Here is a 16911-nt window from a genome sequence, read left to right as displayed (position 1 = left end):
CACCGCCGCCTCTAAAAGCAAAAAGGTACGGAAAAGCCGGTTCATTACCGGGTTTTCCGTACCTTCGCTGTCTGTTCTAAATCAACGCGTCGAAATGGCCCTCCGAGTTCACCGTCGCCGTCCGGGGATCGGTAAGACCGATGCCTTTAAGGCCTCCCTTTCCTTCAGTCCGCCAGAGCGGGAGATGGTCTTGAAGCGGAGAAGCCGGTACAAAATTGACTGGGGTGCTGCTCCCGCTTTTCTGCACCAATTGGGTCTCCAGCAGCCGGATTTTCCGCTGCAGCTGCTCCCGGAGATAAGGAGTCTGCATCTCGCTACCCTGCGCCGCATTCACCTTGTCCAGCTCAATCATCAGCCGGTTTCGCTGCTCCTCCAGGGAACTGACATCGCTCTCTGTGCCGCCGTAAGCTGCAGTGGCTTGTACTGGGCTGATTCCTGATACTGTCTGTGCCGCCATGATTTGTCCCTCCGTTTCCTTGGCTCCCAAGCCGAATCCAGCCAATCGAAAGTTCTAATCATCTCTATTACCCGGCAGTCCCCGCCATGACAACATTCCAGGCCGCATATTCGCAATAATCGTCGTATAGTCTCAGCCGGCCGCTTTTTCGACCATACGAAAGACCCACCGGAGACCGGCAAAAGTCCCTTAAAGGTAATCATCATTTTGTAGCATAATGCTTATTGCTTCAAACAGAAGACGGAAACTTGCCGCTACTTATGATACGGTTCACGCGCTGTCTGTAACGGCAAGTTTTAGGGCCATCCTTTCCGGCTTTACCGAGATGACTGGAGTAGGCGTACTTACGTTCATTTTCATAATAGATGTTCCTTTCTTGATCTTCTCAATATCAGCTTAGGTTGACACGTCAACATAAAGCAAATCTAGCATATTGAAGTTGACACGTCAACCATGCTATTATATTCCCATGGATAAGAGCAAACTGAACGAAGAAGAAATTCAATTATGGTATAAGTGGAAAGGCTCCTTTCACAGCATCTTCGGTCGCGTAATTAAAGAGATGTCCGAGCACACCGGACTATCCGAGGGCGATTATGGGGTATTGGATCGGTTAGACCTTCTGGGGGACGGCAGCCTTCGCCAACAGGAGCTGGCCGAATCCATGGACTGGGATAAGAGCCGATTGTCACATCATCTGACGCGGATGGAAAAACGCAGGCTTGTGATGAGGAAGCCAATAGACGCAGATCGCGGTGTTCAAGTCAGCATCACTCCCATTGGAAAATCAGCATTAGATGATGCCCGTCCCATCGTCTCCATGGCCATACGTACACATTTTCTGGATCAATTAACCGATCTGGACATTGAGTCGATTACGAAGCTGGCGGAAAGAACAAAAAAAGGGCCTGCAGCGTCTTGTAATGCCCCGACGCCATGACCGCATTTTTTGAAGCAGATAAGTTGAACGTTAATTGAACTGGCCCCTTCCGCCAAATCCTTGCCGCGGAGAAAGAGGCAACGCCCGCTCAAGTCGCTTGGCTTGGGTGCTTGCTCAGAAACCATGGATTGTTCCGATTCCCGGCACAAGTAAATCGGAGCGGCTGGAAGAGAATCTTGGAGCGGCCGAAGTTAAGCTTAACCCTGAAGAGCTAAGCCAATTGGACATCGCGCTGTCAAAAATCAAGATATCCGGTGATCGCTATCCGGCTGAGATAGCAAACAAAATGAGCAAATAAAACTTAAGTATGACTCGACGTCCGGCCGTTTTTGAACCAGCCCCTTTCACAGCAAAAACGCTGTAGGGGCTTTTTGATTTTCGGCAAGCCCTGCTATGAATACTCTTCGTTAATTTCGACCTGCTCCAAAATATTCAGCCATTCCTGAGGATTTGCATAAGTCAAAATCGGGTGATGTTTTGAGAGCACCAAATCCCCTATTACGGCAATTTTGTCTCCCGATCAAAGAACTTTCGATTATTTTACTAAAGACGAAGAAGCTGTTTTTGCTCTCAATTTAGCAAGGTTCTCCCCATGAAATCCCTTCACAATTAACCAGGCTGCAAAGCTCATCTCGTAAACGCCCACAGGAAGCGCCATCAATCCTTTTACCGCCGAATAGGGTCCGATGATCCCAAACATTTGCAGCAAACCAGCCAAAAATACCATAACCGCTGTAATCATTCCGAAAATCGCTAACGGTTTAGGCACATAGCCTGTTCGATAAAGCAAATAACTATACAGACTAGTATTTAGGCCCAACATGAAATTTGGACCCAACATCGCCGTCCAGCCATAAATCGCCTGCAGCAGCAGCCCTATAGGATCAAAATTGGTATTACTTGCTAAGTTAGTTGTATCATAATACGAACTAAGTTGTAACAAACCCAATATGCTTACGAGACCTATCGCAATAAAAACAGCTTCCATAAATCGAAAACAAAGATACCCTAATGCAAGATGCTCATTCCAATGCCGAACGTAGGGAAACAGCATGACTGCCGTACCAACAGCCGTTACCACAAGCAAGAGGTCATTCAATACACCGATTAACACCTTCGTTTCCGATCCATTTGCCACGGCCATCTGCCATTGTTCTGACAAAACCGGCCCATAAAAAACAACCGCTATGATTGACGTCACTGCAGCAAGGATATAAAAAATCCCCAGTATCCTTGCATTCCTTCGGTCTCGCGTCATCTTTTTTGCCTCCTAAGACAATAAATTTATTTGCTGATGGACGTATGGTATACTTGCCTACAAAAACTTGATATAAGGAGTTATTATGGACCATAACGAAGTCATCGAACGCGCTTTGATCCATATCGAGGGCCATTTGCAACAATCCTTAACCGTGGAATCCGTTGCCAATACCTTCAACATGTCTAAATACTATTTTCATCGGCTGTTTTCTGCTATGATGGGCTGTTCGTTAAACCAATACATCCTATCCAGAAGATTGAATGCATCTTTAACCTTTATTCAGGACAAGAACAGGTCGCTAACCGATATTGCTTATCAGCTCAACTTCGGTACGCAAGCCTCTTTCACTCGTGCTTTCAAACGACAATACGGTGTAGCTCCAAGTTCTTTAAGAACAGGAGTCACAACTATCCCTCCGGTCCCCATACCTACAGTAGTGAAAAGACCCATAAAAAACATTAACGGTGATATCGTCACGGATTTCACCCTGACCGAATTCAAGGAGACCCGAATCAGCGGGATCGCCTTTGAAGTGAATTTAGCCAATAATGATTACAAGGAGAAGATTCGCGCACATTCAGAAATGCTGTTGAGTCACATTGATGAAACTATAAATGGTCCCTGTTATGTCATTTATTCAAACTGTCAACCCGATTCAACTCGGTTTAAGGTTCTGTTTGGGATCCCAAGCAGCATTGAAATCGATAAACCTTATTATTTCACGGTAGATGTGCCGCAAATTTTTTGTGCCAGGTTCAACTATTGCGGTGAACTACTTGACATTGGGGATGTACTGAAAAGCGACTATGCCCGATTTTTAAAGATCTCCAGGCAGGAAACGGCAGAAACCGATATTGAACTCATTCAAGCTTTTGATGACGTCCACCATCTGGATTCAACCTACCATATCTATGCACCTATCAAAAAACTCCCTGCCGATTCTGACTTGTAATATCGCGGCTCGCCTGTCATTCTGTCTGCTCCTTTCTTTGCTTGACTTTGATCATTCCTTCTCTGCAAATAAAATAACATAACGGGTTTTGCTCGGCTTTCCACATCTTGCTGTAATCAGGGTGCATCTCTCTCGAGATGCACCCTGATTGACTTCTTGTTTACCGCCCATCAGTGATTTAATGGTACGGTTCAACCTCATCACATCGTTGGTAAAGTATCCATAGAAGAATCAATGTTCGCGATCCTAGTCCTCAATAAAGGCTTGTGCCAATTTCACGCGGCGAACACTGGTGACGATTGATACAATTTCCTTGCCCTTCGACCAATTGATGAACGGCTGCTCTATTACATAATGCTGGCGTGAACTTTTGATAACTAAGTCCGAATACCTGCTTTATGTCGCGACAATGTGGTAATTCCTGACCATTGATTTTGGAAACGATCATTGTCACAATAGGATAAACAGCCAGATATTACGGAGTTGTTACTTTTTGAGGCAGGCAAAGACCTGAGAAGAGTCATGTTCGGCCCATTCTTGAATTGAAGGGACGATGCTTGATTCTATAAAGGTCTATTTCCCGCGCGAAATGATAGCCGCTACATGCACCACGGTTGGGAGGAGCTGCAATGCCCCGGGAAAATATTGCCCCGAAACAGAATGAACAGACCGAAAGGGAGGACCGCGGGTCAGCAAAAGCATCGGCTGTACGTCTGATTGTGCTGGCGGGTGGCGCCAGCAATATATCAGAAGCTACTCACTGCACAACCCGGCTTCGCCTTAGACTCCGGGACATCTCCCTAGTGGATGAAGCCAGCCTGTCTGGCTTGCCGGAGGTTCAGGATATATTCTTCCAGTCCGAACAGCTGCAAATCATACTCGGACCGGCCTACGTCTTCAAGGTACACCGGCAGGTTGTCCGTATCCTTCAAGACGGTAGGCCTGTCCAGCAGCAGGAAGCGGAGCTCCCGCCGATGCCGTCATTGGAACAACCAAACCAAAAGTACACTGCCGGTTCCGTTAGGACACCTTTTTCTTTGTTGAGAAAGGCCGTCAATACGGTCAGCTTCTTCTCCGATATTGTGGTGCCCATGATTCCGCTTTTTGTCGGGGTCGGCCTCCTGCTCGGTTTGCTCGGTATGATAGAGGTCTTTGGGTGGGCAGCGCACGATAGTATCTGGTTCAGGACCTTGTCACTATTGACCCGATCGGCATTTCAGCTAATGGCCGTGATGTTTGGCTACCACACCGCCAAGCGGTTTGGAGGGACCCCACCGCTCGGTGCTGCAATCGGCATTATCATGACCCAACCCGATCTGGTGCGGGTTACCGGATTCGGAGGAATACAGGTAAGCTCGGCTGATCTATTGCTCGCACCACAGTTCGGGTATCAAGGTGTAGTGATTCCTACTATTCTTGCCGTATTGCTGATGACTCTAATCGAGAAGGGGCTTCGCCGGATTCTCCCGTCGTCGACTTCAATGATGCTAATTCCCTTCCTAAGCCTTGCCACTGGAGGCACCTTTGCTATCCTGGTCATTGGACCGCTCACTTCTCAGCTTGGCGGCGCTCTAAGCAGCATGCTGGAAATTGCGTTCAGACAAGGCGGTACCGTTTTCGGGCTGCTGCTTGGCGGAATCTACAGCGCAATCGTCGTAAGCGGGCTGCACCATGGGATTCAGGCTGTTGAAATCGGACTGATTACCAATCCGGATATCAGCGTCAATTTCCTGCTCCCTATCTGGTCTATGGCCAATATCGCACAAGGTGCAGCCGGACTGGCCGTGTACGCCAGAACCCGGGACAAGGCATTGAGGAAAATAGCGCTGCCCGCCTCGATCACTGCCTTTTTCGGGATCACCGAACCGGTTACCTTTGGAGTTAACCTGAAGCTTGGCCGCCCTTTCTTGGGCGCTGCGGCAGGAGGCGCTGCAGGAGGCGCTTATGTAGCTTTTCATCAGGTGGCAGCTGATTCATTCGGTTTGACCGGGATTCCAATGATCGCGTTTGTCGTCCAGCTTGGACAGATGAATCTTATCCATTACATGATCGGATTTCTGCTGGCAGCAGTAACAGCTTTTATGGTTACCTGGATTCTTAGTGTTGACGAGCCGTCTGGCTTAAGGAACGAAAGAGCATAGGAGAACAACATGAAAATCAAAAAAATTCTGAACAACAACGCGGTTGTGGTGAACGACCTCGGAGAGGAAAAGATTGTCATGGGCTCCGGGATTGCTTTTCAAAAACGGAAAAACGATATTATTGATCCATCCCTGATCGAGAAAGTGTTCATTATGGACGACCCGGAGCAATACGGCCATTTGCAGGAAATGCTGCGGACATTACCTGAAGAGGAGATTGCAGCATCAGAGCTAATTATTTCATACGCGGAGCATGAGCTGGAAGTGACGTTTAATGAACGCGTGCATATTGCACTGACGGATCATCTCTCCTTTGCTTTGGATCGAATCCGCAAGGGGACGATGATCCAGAACACGCTGCTGGATGAAATCCGCATTTTATATCCGAGAGAGTTCAAGATTGGACTTCATGCCAAGAGCATCATTCGCGAAGCATTGCAGGCTGATATCCCTGAAGATGAGGTGGGATACATCGCCATGCATATCCATACCGCCTGGAAAAACGCTGGTGCTCGCGGGATTGCCGCCGAAATGGCGGCAATGCTGCGGGATATTGCCGAAGCCGTGGAGCAGGCCGCCGACATTATTCTGGAACGAGGTTCTGCTAACTATGAGCGTCTGGTGACCCAGCTTGATAATATTCTGCAGTCCGACGAAACCGGCAAGCTGCTTAGCGAACTGAACCCGGAAATTGTACGAATTGCAAAGGAGCGCTATTCCCAGGAATACGCCCAAGCCAAAGAGGTTGGGGAGCAGGTAGAAGAAGATTATGACTATGTGCTCATCGACAGCCAGCTGGTATTTATCGCCATGGAAATCAACCGGATCAGCATCCGGTCGAAGGATGGTAATATATTGTAACTGGACATTCCGGGTCCATAGACCCTTGATAATGCTATGAACTAACGGAAAACACCTCTTTCATCCTAAAAAAAACAGGAATTTCAGTCTATAGCGATTATCCGTCATTAAATAATAGAATTAACGTGACAGCAAAATATTGTCGGGATTGTTACTGTTAAGCAGGCAAGACCTAAAAATCCATTTGGGAATCGATACTTTTTTAAGTATCCCCCAATGGTATTTTTAGGTCTTTTTTCTGTTTTAAGAGGACATAGCCGAAACAGAAAAGGAGACAGGGAATATGAAGATCAAAAAGATTGTAAGACAAACAGCAGCAGTAACCTTTGCAACAGCATTACTTGCAGGTGGCGGGGCTTCAGCTTTTGCAAAAGGTGGAGACAGTAAAGACTTCAAAGAAAGCTACGGCTTTTCCCACATCACCCGTTCTGACATGCTAAAAATACCAGAGCAACAAATGAGCGAGCAATTCCAAGTGCCCCCATTCAATGCTTCCACAATCAAAAATATCTCTTCTGCACAGGGTGCAGACCAGTGGGGTAACCCCATCGACCTTGATGTCTGGGACAGCTGGCCGCTCCAAAACGCGGATGGAACGGTTGCTGAGTACAACGGGTACCATATCGTTTTTGCTTTGGCGGGAGATCCGAAAAGAGGATGGGACACATTCATTTACATGTTCTATCAAAAGGTGGGCGACACCTCGCTGGATAGCTGGAAAAATGCCGGAAGAGTATTTAAGGATAGTGATAAATACGTTTCAAACGATCCGATTCTTAATAATCAAGCAGAAGAATGGTCCGGTTCTGCAACCTTGACGAAGGATGGCAAAGTCCGCTTGTTCTATACCAACCGCCAAGGCTGGGATCCGGCGAACGGATTTTTTGGCAAGCAAACCTTGACGACCGCTCAGGTGAATGTATCGAAGCCGGATGCGGATACACTGAAGGTGGATGGTGTGGAAGATCTCAAATCAATCTTTGACGGAGACGGAAAGACCTATCAGAATGTGGATCAAGCCTTCGGTGGAGGCGATTATGCGGATAACCATACATTAAGAGATCCTCACTACGTTGAAGACAACGGTCATAAATACCTTGTTTTCGAATCCAATACCGGAACGGAAACGGGTTACCAGGGAGAAGAATCGCTAAATAACAGAGCTTACTACGAAGGAAACAAACCCTTCTTCGAAGCTGAAAAAAATAAATTGTTGTTTGGTCCCAAGAAATCTCTGGCGACATTAGCGAACGGATCACTGGGTATTATCGAGTTGAATGATGACTACACGCTGAAAACCGTTATGAAGCCGCTCATCGCCTCCAATACCGTAACAGATGAAATCGAACGCGCGAACGTCTTTGAAATGAATGGCAAATGGTATTTGTTCACGGATTCCCGGGGCTCCAAAATGACTATTGATGGAATTGGCGCCAATGATGTATACATGCTGGGTTATGTATCAAATTCATTGACCGGTCCTTACAAACCACTGAACGGCAGCGGACTTGTTCTGCACATGGATCTTGATCCGAATGATCTTACCTGGACTTACTCTCACTTCGCAATCCCGCAAGCGAAAGGAGACAATGTGGTCATCACTAGTTATATGACTAACCGGGGCTTGTTCGCTGGCCAGCATTCCACCTTCGCGCCAAGCTTCCTCGTGAACATTAAAGGCTCGAAAACCTCGGTTATCCAAGACAGCATTCTTGAACAAGGACAATTGACGGCGAACTGATCCCTTGAACAAAGATAAGCGTGCTTTTAAGCGCCACTCTCTGATCTGTCACATTTGCTTGGCCTTTATACTCACTATTGGAATAGCGGTTTATTATTCCGGACGGAACACGACACCGGAGGAATCCCCTGCTACCCAACCACATCAGACCTATCGGGCCAATTATCATTTCACAACACCCGACAAATGGAAAAATGATCCGCAAAGGCCGGTTTATCTCGATGGAGTGTACCACTACTATTATCTGTATAATCGAGACTATCCCACCGGGAACGGTACCGAATGGCGGCATGCGACCTCCACAGATCTGGTGCACTGGAAAGACGAGGGGATCGCGATCCCCAAGTATACCAATCCAAATGGCGATCCCTGGTCAGGGTCGGTCGTTGTAGATGAGGCAGATACGGCCGGGTTTGGAAAAGGAGCTCTGATCGCGATTGTAACGGAGCCCTCCGCCGATGGCGGGCGGCAGGAGCAATATTTATGGTACAGTACCGACCATGGATACACATTTAGTGCTTACGGTAATGCTCCCGTTCTGCAGAACCCGGGGACAACCGATTTTAGAGATCCCAAAATCATCCGGGATAACTTATCCGGCAAATGGGTCATGGTCTTGGCTGAAGGCACAAAAGTAGGCTTTTATGAGTCTTGGGACTTAAAAACCTGGCACTATGTCAGCGGCTTCGCAACGGAGAACCTCGGAATTGTAGAATGTCCTGATCTTTACCTGATGCAGGCGGACGACGGGACCTATAAATGGGTGCTTGGCGTTAGCGCCAATGGCACCTCATCCGGTAAACCTAACACCTATGCTTACTGGACAGGAGACTTTGACGGCAAGACATTTTTCTCCGATCAGAAGGAACCGCAGTGGCTGGATTACGGTTTTGACTGGTACGGCGCTGTAACCTTTGAAGATGGTACAAGCAGCGACAAATCACATCACCGTTATGCTTTAGCCTGGATGAATAATTGGGAGTATCCCCATAATACACCCACGCTGCGGGAAGGGTTCAACGGAATGGACTCGATTGTTCGCCGAATTGAGCTGAAACAGGCAGGCGAGGGCAGCTATCAACTTGTTTCGGAACCCCTGGAGGCCTTAAGTCAAGCATCAGATGCAGCAGCCGCCTATGGGCCAATCGATGTGAATGGTTCTGAAACGCTGCCTTTCACAGGTAATGCATACGAGCTTACCGCCGATATCACTTGGTCAGCGCTCAGGAATGTTGGGCTCAGGCTTCGGGAATCAGCCGATGCAAGCCATCATGTGGACATCGGAGTTTCTGTAGAGGGCGGGTACAGCTATGTCAATCGGGCTTACACAGGGAGCCCTGACAAGAGCGGCAAATATCTGGAGAGCAGGGCCCTCTTCGATGTAAGCAACAAGAAGGTTCACCTGAGAGTTTTTGTCGATAAGACGAGCGTGGAGGTCTTTATAGATGAGGGGGCCATTGTTTTTTCCAATGTCGTTTTCCCCGAATTAGACGATCAGGGAATTACCCTGTTTTCGGACGGCGGCACAGCAGTTTTTAGTAATATTATGATCAAGCCGTTCAAATAAATATCCTTGCCATTCACCCGATTCCGTATCAATTTGGAATCGGGTGTTTTCTGCGGCTCATCTTTACTTCTATACTATTCATTCCGAACCATCCTCGCATCACCATACAAATCAAGATAACCTGACAACATACGTTATGAACTGGTACACATTATCCTTCAGAGCCGAGACGGAAGCCAGCAGCTTTTTGCCGGAAGGGCTCCAGCGCAGTTGGTCAGCAACCTCAATATCGTTCAGCACGGGCGTCTGTTCCCCTGTCTCCACCTCTGTAATGAACAGACCGTCCTGGTTATCGGCGGCGCTTGCGGCAGTCGTCACATAGGCTAGCTTGCTGCCGTCCGGCGACCAGCTTGTGCCGAAAATCTGCTGGCCCGATGCCACCCGGGATTGCTCGTTGCCTTCGCTGTCGCAGAGCAGCAGCACCATTTCTCCTGGCCCCTTCCGCTCCACAATCGCCAGCCTGCTTCCATCCGGTGAGGGAACGACCCACATTACATTTTTTTTCAGCGCCTTGGACTGCTTCGTTGCGGTATCATAGGCGGTAAGCTGGCTGCCTTCCCCGGTCACATAGAACACCCTGCTGCCGGACTGAACAACCTCATGCACATAAGGGATTCCGGTCTTGAGTACTGTGTCTTGCTTGCCGTTTATATCGGCTGAAATGATGTTTCCTTCCATATCCGGGAAAATAACATGCTCATTATCCGCCCATTTTCCTTCCTCATTTCTAAATTCCGCATCGCTTACTTTCACCGAAGTCCCGGCAGCCAGGTTCATGATATAGCCGATCCCGGTCGCGTCATACAGTTCTTTGTAAAAGAGCTGTTTCTTGTCCGGGGACAATTGCGCCGCGCCATAATTTTTGTCTCCCTCCTGAAGCGGCGTGTCATTCCCCGAGGAGAGCGTGCGGAGATAGAGATTATGCGGATACCGTTCCTGGCCCTCGATTGTCTGCGGGGGAAGGCTGCGGTTCTCTTTGTCCACCACAATCGTATCCTCACTGGCAAAATCCAGCCCGCGCACACCCTCCACCTTGTCGATGCCCGCAAGCTTCAGCTTGGTGTAGACCGATTCGCTGGTGTTGTCGAGGACGGTGATTTTTTGCCCGCCTTTTTCCACGACCTGCCGTGTCTCCGTATTTCCTGTACTGCAGGCTGTGACCCAGAGCAGAACTGTTGTGCTCATGAGAATCAGCGCCACCTTGCCCGCTCTGCCGCTCATTGTAATGTTCATAAATGTATCCCCCTAGAGGTTGTGTTGCTCCAAGCATACTGAAGGCATATTTCCAAAGCATCGCAAAATGTTTCCAAGTTGTAAAACTTCAGCCCTTAATCCACCGCCGGAAAAGAAAGCTCAAACGCTGATCCGGCTCCGCCTGTATCCAGCAAAGTAATGGTCCCGTTCTGCTTCTCCACCAGATTTCGAACGAGGGAGAGGCCAAGCCCCGTACCCCCGGACTGTCTGGAGCGGTCGCGGTTGACCGTGTAAAAGGGCTCGAAAATTTTGTCCCTGGACCCATCCGGAATGCCGATCCCGGAATCCTTCACCGTAATCCAGACCCGGTTGTCCCTGACCTCGCTGTGAAGGTGGATCATTCCTTGAGGAACATTGTATTTGATCGCATTGTCGAGGAGGTTGATGAAGATATGCATGAAGCTCTCCCGGTCGATCCAAATATGGGCTGGCTGGACATCCAGCGTAATCGTCAGGCCATACCGCTCCGCCTTGCCGTTCATGCGCCCGCAGATATCGCGCAGTTCCTCAGCTACCTCCAGCCGCTCGGCCTGGGACTCGAAATCATATTTCTCAAGCGCCGTCAGTTGCAGCACCTTCTCTACCATTTCGTACAGCCGCTGTGTTTCTTTGGCGATGTTGAGCTTGGCGTCATGCAGCAGCTTGGGATCATCCTCGTACATGTTCAGCAGATCCACATAAGCCTTGATCGAGGTCAGCGGTGTCTTGAACTCATGGCTGATGTTGCCGATATACTGCTTCTGCTGCTGCTCCAGCGCCTGCAGCTTCTGGACGGCGAGTTGCAGCTTATGCTGCTCTGCATCCTTCGCGGCAATGCTGCTCTCAATCTCCCGGCTCATAAAATAAATGCCCTCGGCCAGCTCGCCCAGCTCATCCTTGCGCTTCACCGGCGGTGCGGTGATATAGTCGGCCCGCTGTATGGACTCCGCCGCCTTCTTCAATCGCCCGATGGCCACCGCAGCCCGGTTAAAATAGAGGTAACCTCCAATGAAGCTGAGTAGCAGAACCGCGCCCCCTGTGGTTAGGAACAGGTTGAGCAGCGTCCGCTGAAAGCTCTGGGGGCTTGCCAGCGAATACTCCAATTGCATGGCCCCCATCTGGCTGTCTGGACCCTGCAAAGGTGCCAGATAGAGCAGGGTATCGCCTGCGCTCTGGTAGGCGATTTTGTTCTGTAGCGCATAGGCCAGCGCATTTGCAGGCTTCGGTCCCGCTGATGCAGCTTCCCCTTGCCGGGAGCTGCCGACCTGCTGGCCCTGCGCATCATAGAGCGTAACCGCAAGGCCGGTAAATCCGGCCAGCTCAGCGGCCAGCGCCTTGCCCCGCTGCTGCATGAATGCCTGCGGCTCCAGCCGCGCACCGGTATAGTAGGTCTGCTTGACCCGCAGATTCACCGTTTTGGCATGCTGGGCCAGAGTGCTCTCCATCTGTGCCTGCTGATTCAGCCCCACTCCGCGCAGCACGAAAAAGCTCAGAATGCTTATCGCCAGAATAAGCAGTACGGCCAGGAACAGGCTGAACTTCAGCTTGATGCTGATTTTCATGCGAAGCTCCCTGCCGGGACAGCCTTATAGCCGACGCCATAGACGGTCTGCAGAATATTCTGGTATGGCTCGCCCAGCTTTTTGCGCAGCCGCTGGATATGGATATCCACCGTGCGTGTGCCGCCGGCGTAGTCCATCTCCCAGACCTGCTCCAGCAGCTCTTCGCGCATATAGACACGCTGCGGATGGGACAGCAGCAGGAGCAGAAGATCGAATTCCTTCGGCGTCAGTTCCAGCGACTCGCTGCCCAGCAGGACCGAACGCCGGTCCGCATGGACCTGCAAAGCGCCGTACTCAATGACCTCGCTTTTGGCCTCGGCGGTGTTCTTCTCCAGCCTGCGGAGCAGCGCCTTCACCCTCGCCAGCAGCTCGCGGATTTCGAACGGCTTGGTCATATAATCGTCCGCACCCAGCTCCAGACCGACTATTTTATCGACGATATCATTTTTGACGGTTAAAAGAATAATTCCGATATCATCCCTGTCCTCCAGCTTGCGGCATACATCATATCCGCTCAGCTTCGGCATCATCACATCAAGCACCATCACGTTCGGACGGAACACAAGCGCCTTGCCGAGCGCCTCTTCACCGTCACCGGCGGTATCCACCTCATAACCTTCACGCCGCAGCGCGTAGGCAATCGCACTTACAATGCCCGGTTCATCATCCACTACCAGCACTTTTTTCGCCACCCTGCGTTTCACCTCTTTCGCTTGCATTTATTTTCTCCTCTGACTTCTACAATTACTCTTCCGGTATACTTCCAGACGGGCTTAAACCCGAAAGGTTCCCCATAGGTAAAAAAGAAATGCACCCAAACCGCCATCCAAACGTAGTATCCGGAAGAGGCTCATTCTTTAGGTTATCTTAAAGAAGAGTTAAGCTTAATCTCAGCTTTGCCGGGTACAATGATATTAGTTGAAGAACCTAGCTAACGTAACCAATGACTATGCACCGATATAAGAACACATGAAAAGAGGATAACTTATGAATATAAAACGAGTAATGATTGTGGGGTCGATGATTGTAGCCATCTCCTTCGGAGGAACCGCCTGGGGCAAGCCCCTGGCAAGTGCCAGCCCGGTCGCTAAATGGTCTGCTACCAGTGTAGCTGAAAAGGATGACTTATTGGAAGCATTGAACCAGTCCTCTGATGAAGAGCTGTACGATGCGCTTTATGACGGCAAATCTCTGAAGGACATCGCTGCAGATAATGGCGGAAGCATTGACAGCGTCATCAATTTGCAAGTCGCCCAGCTTACACAGCAGCTCGATGCAAGGCTCGCCAGCGGCAGCATCACCCAGCAGCAGTATACCGCCCAAAAAGCTGAATTGAAAGAGATCGTGGCGCAGAGCGTCCTGACTTCATTCGGCTAACCAAGGAGTACATAGTACTCAACCAGCCGCAGGCCGTGTTAACGGTCTGCAAACAGGCCATCTCATCCGCAGGAAATCTGCTTGAGATGGCCTGTTTTTTTGCGTGGAGCGGTGGCTCCATTTGTTATCAAAATAAAAAAAGTGGCATTCAAGCTGCGTTCAGCAGGAATGTCACTTTTATAGTATACCAAATGTTGGGTGTCACAGCACCGCACTAAGATCCCGCTTTATCCCGCTTAATCTCCAAAATATCGAGGAAAAAGACAAAGATCGGAATGCCGAGAATGAGTCCCCATATGCCAATATAATGCTCAGAGAACAGCAGCACGATAAAGGTGTAGAACATCGGCAGATTCATTTTGGAGGACATCAGCTTCGGATTGAGGAAGTACCCTTCCATCACATGCAGCACGGCAATCAGCGCCAGTACGTAAATGATCATCGTCAGCCCGCCAATGTTGTACCCTATGATGCACAGGGGAATAAGTGAGATCACAAAGCCCACAACCGGAATTAGACTGAGCAGGAAAATCATGATGGATAACGCGAAAAGGTAAGGGAAAGGCGAAAAAAACATGCCAAGTATCCACAAGCCGCACACCGTAAACAACGTATTGAACAGCGCAATAAGAATTTGTGCTTCAATGACTTTGCCGAAGGAGGCGATGAATTTTTTACCGAAGTACTCCAGCTCCACGTAAAACCAGGAAATCTTGCTCTCTCTCAGGCGGGAGGTAAAGCTGACAATCCGGTTTTTTTCCAGGATGAAGACCAAGCTTAGAATGGTTGATAATACGAAGGTTGTGCCCCAATCGCTGATCCTCAGCACATATTCAATACCATGGGTCATATAGGACTGATAGTTCAAATCCTTGAGTTTTTCGAATATATACTGTGCAATCTGGTTTTGCGGGATATCATCAGGAGTTAAATGCGTCAAGAAATCGGCCAATTGCTTAACCTGAATAAATACCCTGGGCAGATACTTGACGAGCGCCATTACAATCATGGTGATTAGAGCGACGTATAGGAGGATGATGATCACCTTGCTGTTCACCTTGACAAATTTGCCGATCTGCTTGGACAGCAGCACCTGAAAGCTGTTCATCACATAAGCCATCAGAAACGTGAGCAGCACCAGATTCAGCATATCCCTAATGCTGTACAGCAACAGTGCAATCAGCCCCAGAATCAAAAAGCGCCGGACTGTTAAATTCGCATAATAACGTTTAATTACATCCATTGTTCTTCCGTTCCTCTCCATTCGCTTGCGATTAGGACTTTTGTATATAGTGTATAGTCTACAGTAACGAAAACACATATAGCAACTGAGTGCCCCGCTAAATACGCGAAAATACAAATTTATTGTCGAAATACCGGAGGTTTGCCGGGTCATGCTGCCGTTGTGCTATAATGTGCAGGTGAAAAGGGATACGCCGTCCTTAAAAGGAGTATACGCTTTCTAATAAATTTTTAAAAAAACTGGAGGTTCACCTGTATGGGCAAAATCATCTGCATCACCGGCGCTTCAACCGGAATCGGCCTGTCAACGGCCCTGAAATTCGCCAAGGAAGGCTGGACCGTCTATGCCGGAACCCGCAACCTGGACCGCGATCAGGAGCTATACCGCGAAGTGGACAATCTTAAGTTTGTCGAGCTGGAAGTTACGAAGCCGGAGAGCATCGGGCGGGTTATAGATCAGATTGAACAGGAGCAGGGAACGCTCGATGTACTGTTCTGCAACGCCGGCTTCGGCTACCTCAGAGCACTGGGACAAGCCCCGATGGAGGACATTCACCGTGTCTTCGACACCAATGTCTATGGGGTCATGCATACGATCCGGGCCGCACTGCCACTGCTGCGCAAGACAGGCTACGGGCATATTGTGGCCACCTCCAGCGTAGGCGGACTGGTTGGCCAGCCTATGAACGAAATCTACTGCGCCAGCAAATTCGCACTGGAGGGCCTGCTGGAAAGTATGGCTACCTATTACAAGCCGCAGTTCAATATCGACATCTCCTTGCTTGAACCTGGCGCTATCGCCACTGAATTCAACAAAACTGTGCTTGGGCACATAGCCGATACCGGCGGAATTCTGGAAGACGAATATAAACCGGTCCTCGATGCCTACAGAGCCACGTTCCTGCAGCGCAATACAGAGCCCCAGACGGCGGATTCTGTTGCCGAAGTGATGTGGGACCTGGTGCATATGGAGACCAAGCCGCTCCGTATCCGCACTTCAGAGCAGGCCGAACAATTCGTCTCCCGCAAAGTAAGCACAGACCCTACCGGTCTTGAAGGTGTCCTCAGCACCCGCAAAATCCAGCTGAACTTGTAAGAGATCAGCCTGTAAACACCGGATCCTGCTCATCGGTATCTACAACCGTCTTCAGGCTGCGGATTTAATCCGGTCCCGCTCCCCTGTGCCGACCTCAAGTAGACTGTCCGCTGCCTTCCCATATCCAGGGATTGGTAGCGGTGCGGGATGCCGGGCTGCTATCTGCTGCCCGGGGCTGCCAACCTATTGTGGAAAAAGGACAACTAATTCGTGTAATTTGTTCCCGCCAAGGACAATAGCTGGAAAAAAGGAACCTAATTCGCTCGAATGGGCTGATACAGGCAAAAATCCCCTGAAATAAGTGGAGAAAATCCAACTTAGGCCTGCTGCGTAGACAAATCCAGCAGATTAGTTCTACTAATTCAGACTGTTGGTAAAGTCCATTTTAAGCCGCAAAAATCATGTTGAAATCCAAACGGCGGTCGAAGTAGCGAAAGTTAACGTTTTTCATACACAAATAAAGAGCACGGGTCTCCTTCTG

General features: G+C 49.4%; 15 protein-coding genes. 9 read left to right on the top strand and 6 right to left on the bottom strand.

Annotated features, from left to right (window positions below; translation table 11 throughout):
* Window positions 1–76: 76 nt before the first annotated feature.
* Window positions 77–457: a hypothetical protein gene (locus ACX1DY_RS17570; RefSeq protein WP_458965494.1), complete on the bottom strand. Its 381-nt coding sequence runs from the start codon at window positions 455–457 to the stop codon at window positions 77–79.
* Between the two features lie 469 nt (window positions 458–926).
* Between ACX1DY_RS17570 and ACX1DY_RS17565 the strand changes: the two genes are divergently transcribed.
* Window positions 927–1397, top strand: coding sequence for a MarR family winged helix-turn-helix transcriptional regulator (locus ACX1DY_RS17565; RefSeq protein ID WP_458965699.1), 471 nt, complete (start codon window positions 927–929; stop codon window positions 1395–1397).
* A 106-nt stretch (window positions 1398–1503) separates the two neighbouring features.
* Window positions 1504–1695, top strand: coding sequence for an aldo/keto reductase (locus ACX1DY_RS17560; RefSeq protein ID WP_458965493.1), 192 nt, complete (start codon window positions 1504–1506; stop codon window positions 1693–1695).
* A 237-nt stretch (window positions 1696–1932) separates the two neighbouring features.
* On the opposite strand, the gene ACX1DY_RS17555 is transcribed toward ACX1DY_RS17560, so the two are convergent.
* Window positions 1933–2655, bottom strand: coding sequence for a DUF4386 domain-containing protein (locus ACX1DY_RS17555; RefSeq protein ID WP_458965492.1), 723 nt, complete (start codon window positions 2653–2655; stop codon window positions 1933–1935).
* Between the two features lie 85 nt (window positions 2656–2740).
* Here ACX1DY_RS17555 and ACX1DY_RS17550 point away from each other — a divergent pair, with 85 nt between their 5' ends.
* The 5 genes from ACX1DY_RS17550 (at window position 2741) to ACX1DY_RS17530 (ending at window position 9920) form a co-directional block, all read left to right on the top strand.
* Window positions 2741–3610, top strand: a complete 870-nt coding sequence (locus ACX1DY_RS17550; protein ID WP_458965491.1) for a helix-turn-helix transcriptional regulator — start codon at window positions 2741–2743, stop codon at window positions 3608–3610.
* Between the two features lie 629 nt (window positions 3611–4239).
* Entirely contained in the window at window positions 4240–5751 is a 1512-nt protein-coding gene (locus ACX1DY_RS17545) for a PTS transporter subunit EIIC (protein ID WP_458965490.1), read from the top strand.
* A 9-nt stretch (window positions 5752–5760) separates the two neighbouring features.
* Window positions 5761–6612, top strand: coding sequence for a PRD domain-containing protein (locus tag ACX1DY_RS17540; protein WP_458965489.1), 852 nt, complete (start codon window positions 5761–5763; stop codon window positions 6610–6612).
* A 283-nt stretch (window positions 6613–6895) separates the two neighbouring features.
* Window positions 6896–8353, top strand: a complete 1458-nt coding sequence (locus ACX1DY_RS17535; protein WP_458965488.1) for a glycoside hydrolase family 68 protein — start codon at window positions 6896–6898, stop codon at window positions 8351–8353.
* 76 nt (window positions 8354–8429) lie between these two features.
* Window positions 8430–9920 (top strand): glycoside hydrolase family 32 protein, encoded by a 1491-nt coding sequence (locus ACX1DY_RS17530; RefSeq protein ID WP_458965698.1) that lies wholly within the window; start codon window positions 8430–8432, stop codon window positions 9918–9920.
* Window positions 9921–10031: 111 nt separating this feature from the next.
* On the opposite strand, the gene ACX1DY_RS17525 is transcribed toward ACX1DY_RS17530, so the two are convergent.
* From ACX1DY_RS17525 to ACX1DY_RS17515, 3 genes are all read right to left on the bottom strand, one after another.
* Entirely contained in the window at window positions 10032–11153 is a 1122-nt protein-coding gene (locus tag ACX1DY_RS17525) for a hypothetical protein (protein ID WP_458965487.1), read from the bottom strand.
* Between the two features lie 95 nt (window positions 11154–11248).
* Window positions 11249–12715, bottom strand: a complete 1467-nt coding sequence (locus ACX1DY_RS17520; RefSeq protein ID WP_458965486.1) for a sensor histidine kinase — start codon at window positions 12713–12715, stop codon at window positions 11249–11251.
* Window positions 12712–13407, bottom strand: coding sequence for a response regulator transcription factor (locus ACX1DY_RS17515; RefSeq protein ID WP_458965697.1), 696 nt, complete (start codon window positions 13405–13407; stop codon window positions 12712–12714). The genes ACX1DY_RS17520 and ACX1DY_RS17515 overlap by 4 nt, the downstream gene beginning before the upstream one ends.
* A 295-nt stretch (window positions 13408–13702) precedes the next feature.
* On the opposite strand from ACX1DY_RS17515, the gene ACX1DY_RS17510 reads away from it, so the two are divergent.
* A complete protein-coding gene (locus ACX1DY_RS17510) occupies window positions 13703–14092 on the top strand; it encodes an SHOCT domain-containing protein (protein WP_458965485.1) in 390 nt (129 codons plus the stop codon).
* A 214-nt stretch (window positions 14093–14306) separates the two neighbouring features.
* On the opposite strand, the gene ACX1DY_RS17505 is transcribed toward ACX1DY_RS17510, so the two are convergent.
* Window positions 14307–15335, bottom strand: coding sequence for an AI-2E family transporter (locus ACX1DY_RS17505; RefSeq protein WP_458965484.1), 1029 nt, complete (start codon window positions 15333–15335; stop codon window positions 14307–14309).
* Window positions 15336–15590: 255 nt separating this feature from the next.
* Between ACX1DY_RS17505 and ACX1DY_RS17500 the strand changes: the two genes are divergently transcribed.
* Window positions 15591–16430, top strand: coding sequence for an SDR family oxidoreductase (locus ACX1DY_RS17500; RefSeq protein WP_458965483.1), 840 nt, complete (start codon window positions 15591–15593; stop codon window positions 16428–16430).
* Window positions 16431–16911: the final 481 nt, after the last annotated feature.

This window comes from Paenibacillus sp. BAC0078 (assembly GCF_054483875.1).
The sequence above is the reverse complement of the archived record's forward strand: the minus strand, read 5'-3'. Positions and strand labels throughout refer to the sequence as shown.

Bases quoted from the DNA above. Each gene is read 5' to 3' on its own strand.
- ACX1DY_RS17570 (WP_458965494.1), bottom strand. From the start codon at position 457: ATGGCGGCACAGACAGTATCAGGAATCAGCCCAGTACAAGCCACTGCA.
- ACX1DY_RS17565 (WP_458965699.1), top strand. From the start codon at position 927: ATGGATAAGAGCAAACTGAACGAAGAAGAAATTCAATTATGGTATAAG.
- ACX1DY_RS17555 (WP_458965492.1), bottom strand. From the start codon at position 2,655: ATGACGCGAGACCGAAGGAATGCAAGGATACTGGGGATTTTTTATATC.
- ACX1DY_RS17550 (WP_458965491.1), top strand. From the start codon at position 2,741: ATGGACCATAACGAAGTCATCGAACGCGCTTTGATCCATATCGAGGGC.
- ACX1DY_RS17545 (WP_458965490.1), top strand. From the start codon at position 4,240: ATGCCCCGGGAAAATATTGCCCCGAAACAGAATGAACAGACCGAAAGG.
- ACX1DY_RS17540 (WP_458965489.1), top strand. From the start codon at position 5,761: ATGAAAATCAAAAAAATTCTGAACAACAACGCGGTTGTGGTGAACGAC.
- ACX1DY_RS17535 (WP_458965488.1), top strand. From the start codon at position 6,896: ATGAAGATCAAAAAGATTGTAAGACAAACAGCAGCAGTAACCTTTGCA.
- ACX1DY_RS17525 (WP_458965487.1), bottom strand. From the start codon at position 11,153: ATGAACATTACAATGAGCGGCAGAGCGGGCAAGGTGGCGCTGATTCTC.
- ACX1DY_RS17520 (WP_458965486.1), bottom strand. From the start codon at position 12,715: ATGAAAATCAGCATCAAGCTGAAGTTCAGCCTGTTCCTGGCCGTACTG.
- ACX1DY_RS17510 (WP_458965485.1), top strand. From the start codon at position 13,703: ATGAATATAAAACGAGTAATGATTGTGGGGTCGATGATTGTAGCCATC.
- ACX1DY_RS17505 (WP_458965484.1), bottom strand. From the start codon at position 15,335: ATGGATGTAATTAAACGTTATTATGCGAATTTAACAGTCCGGCGCTTT.
- ACX1DY_RS17500 (WP_458965483.1), top strand. From the start codon at position 15,591: ATGGGCAAAATCATCTGCATCACCGGCGCTTCAACCGGAATCGGCCTG.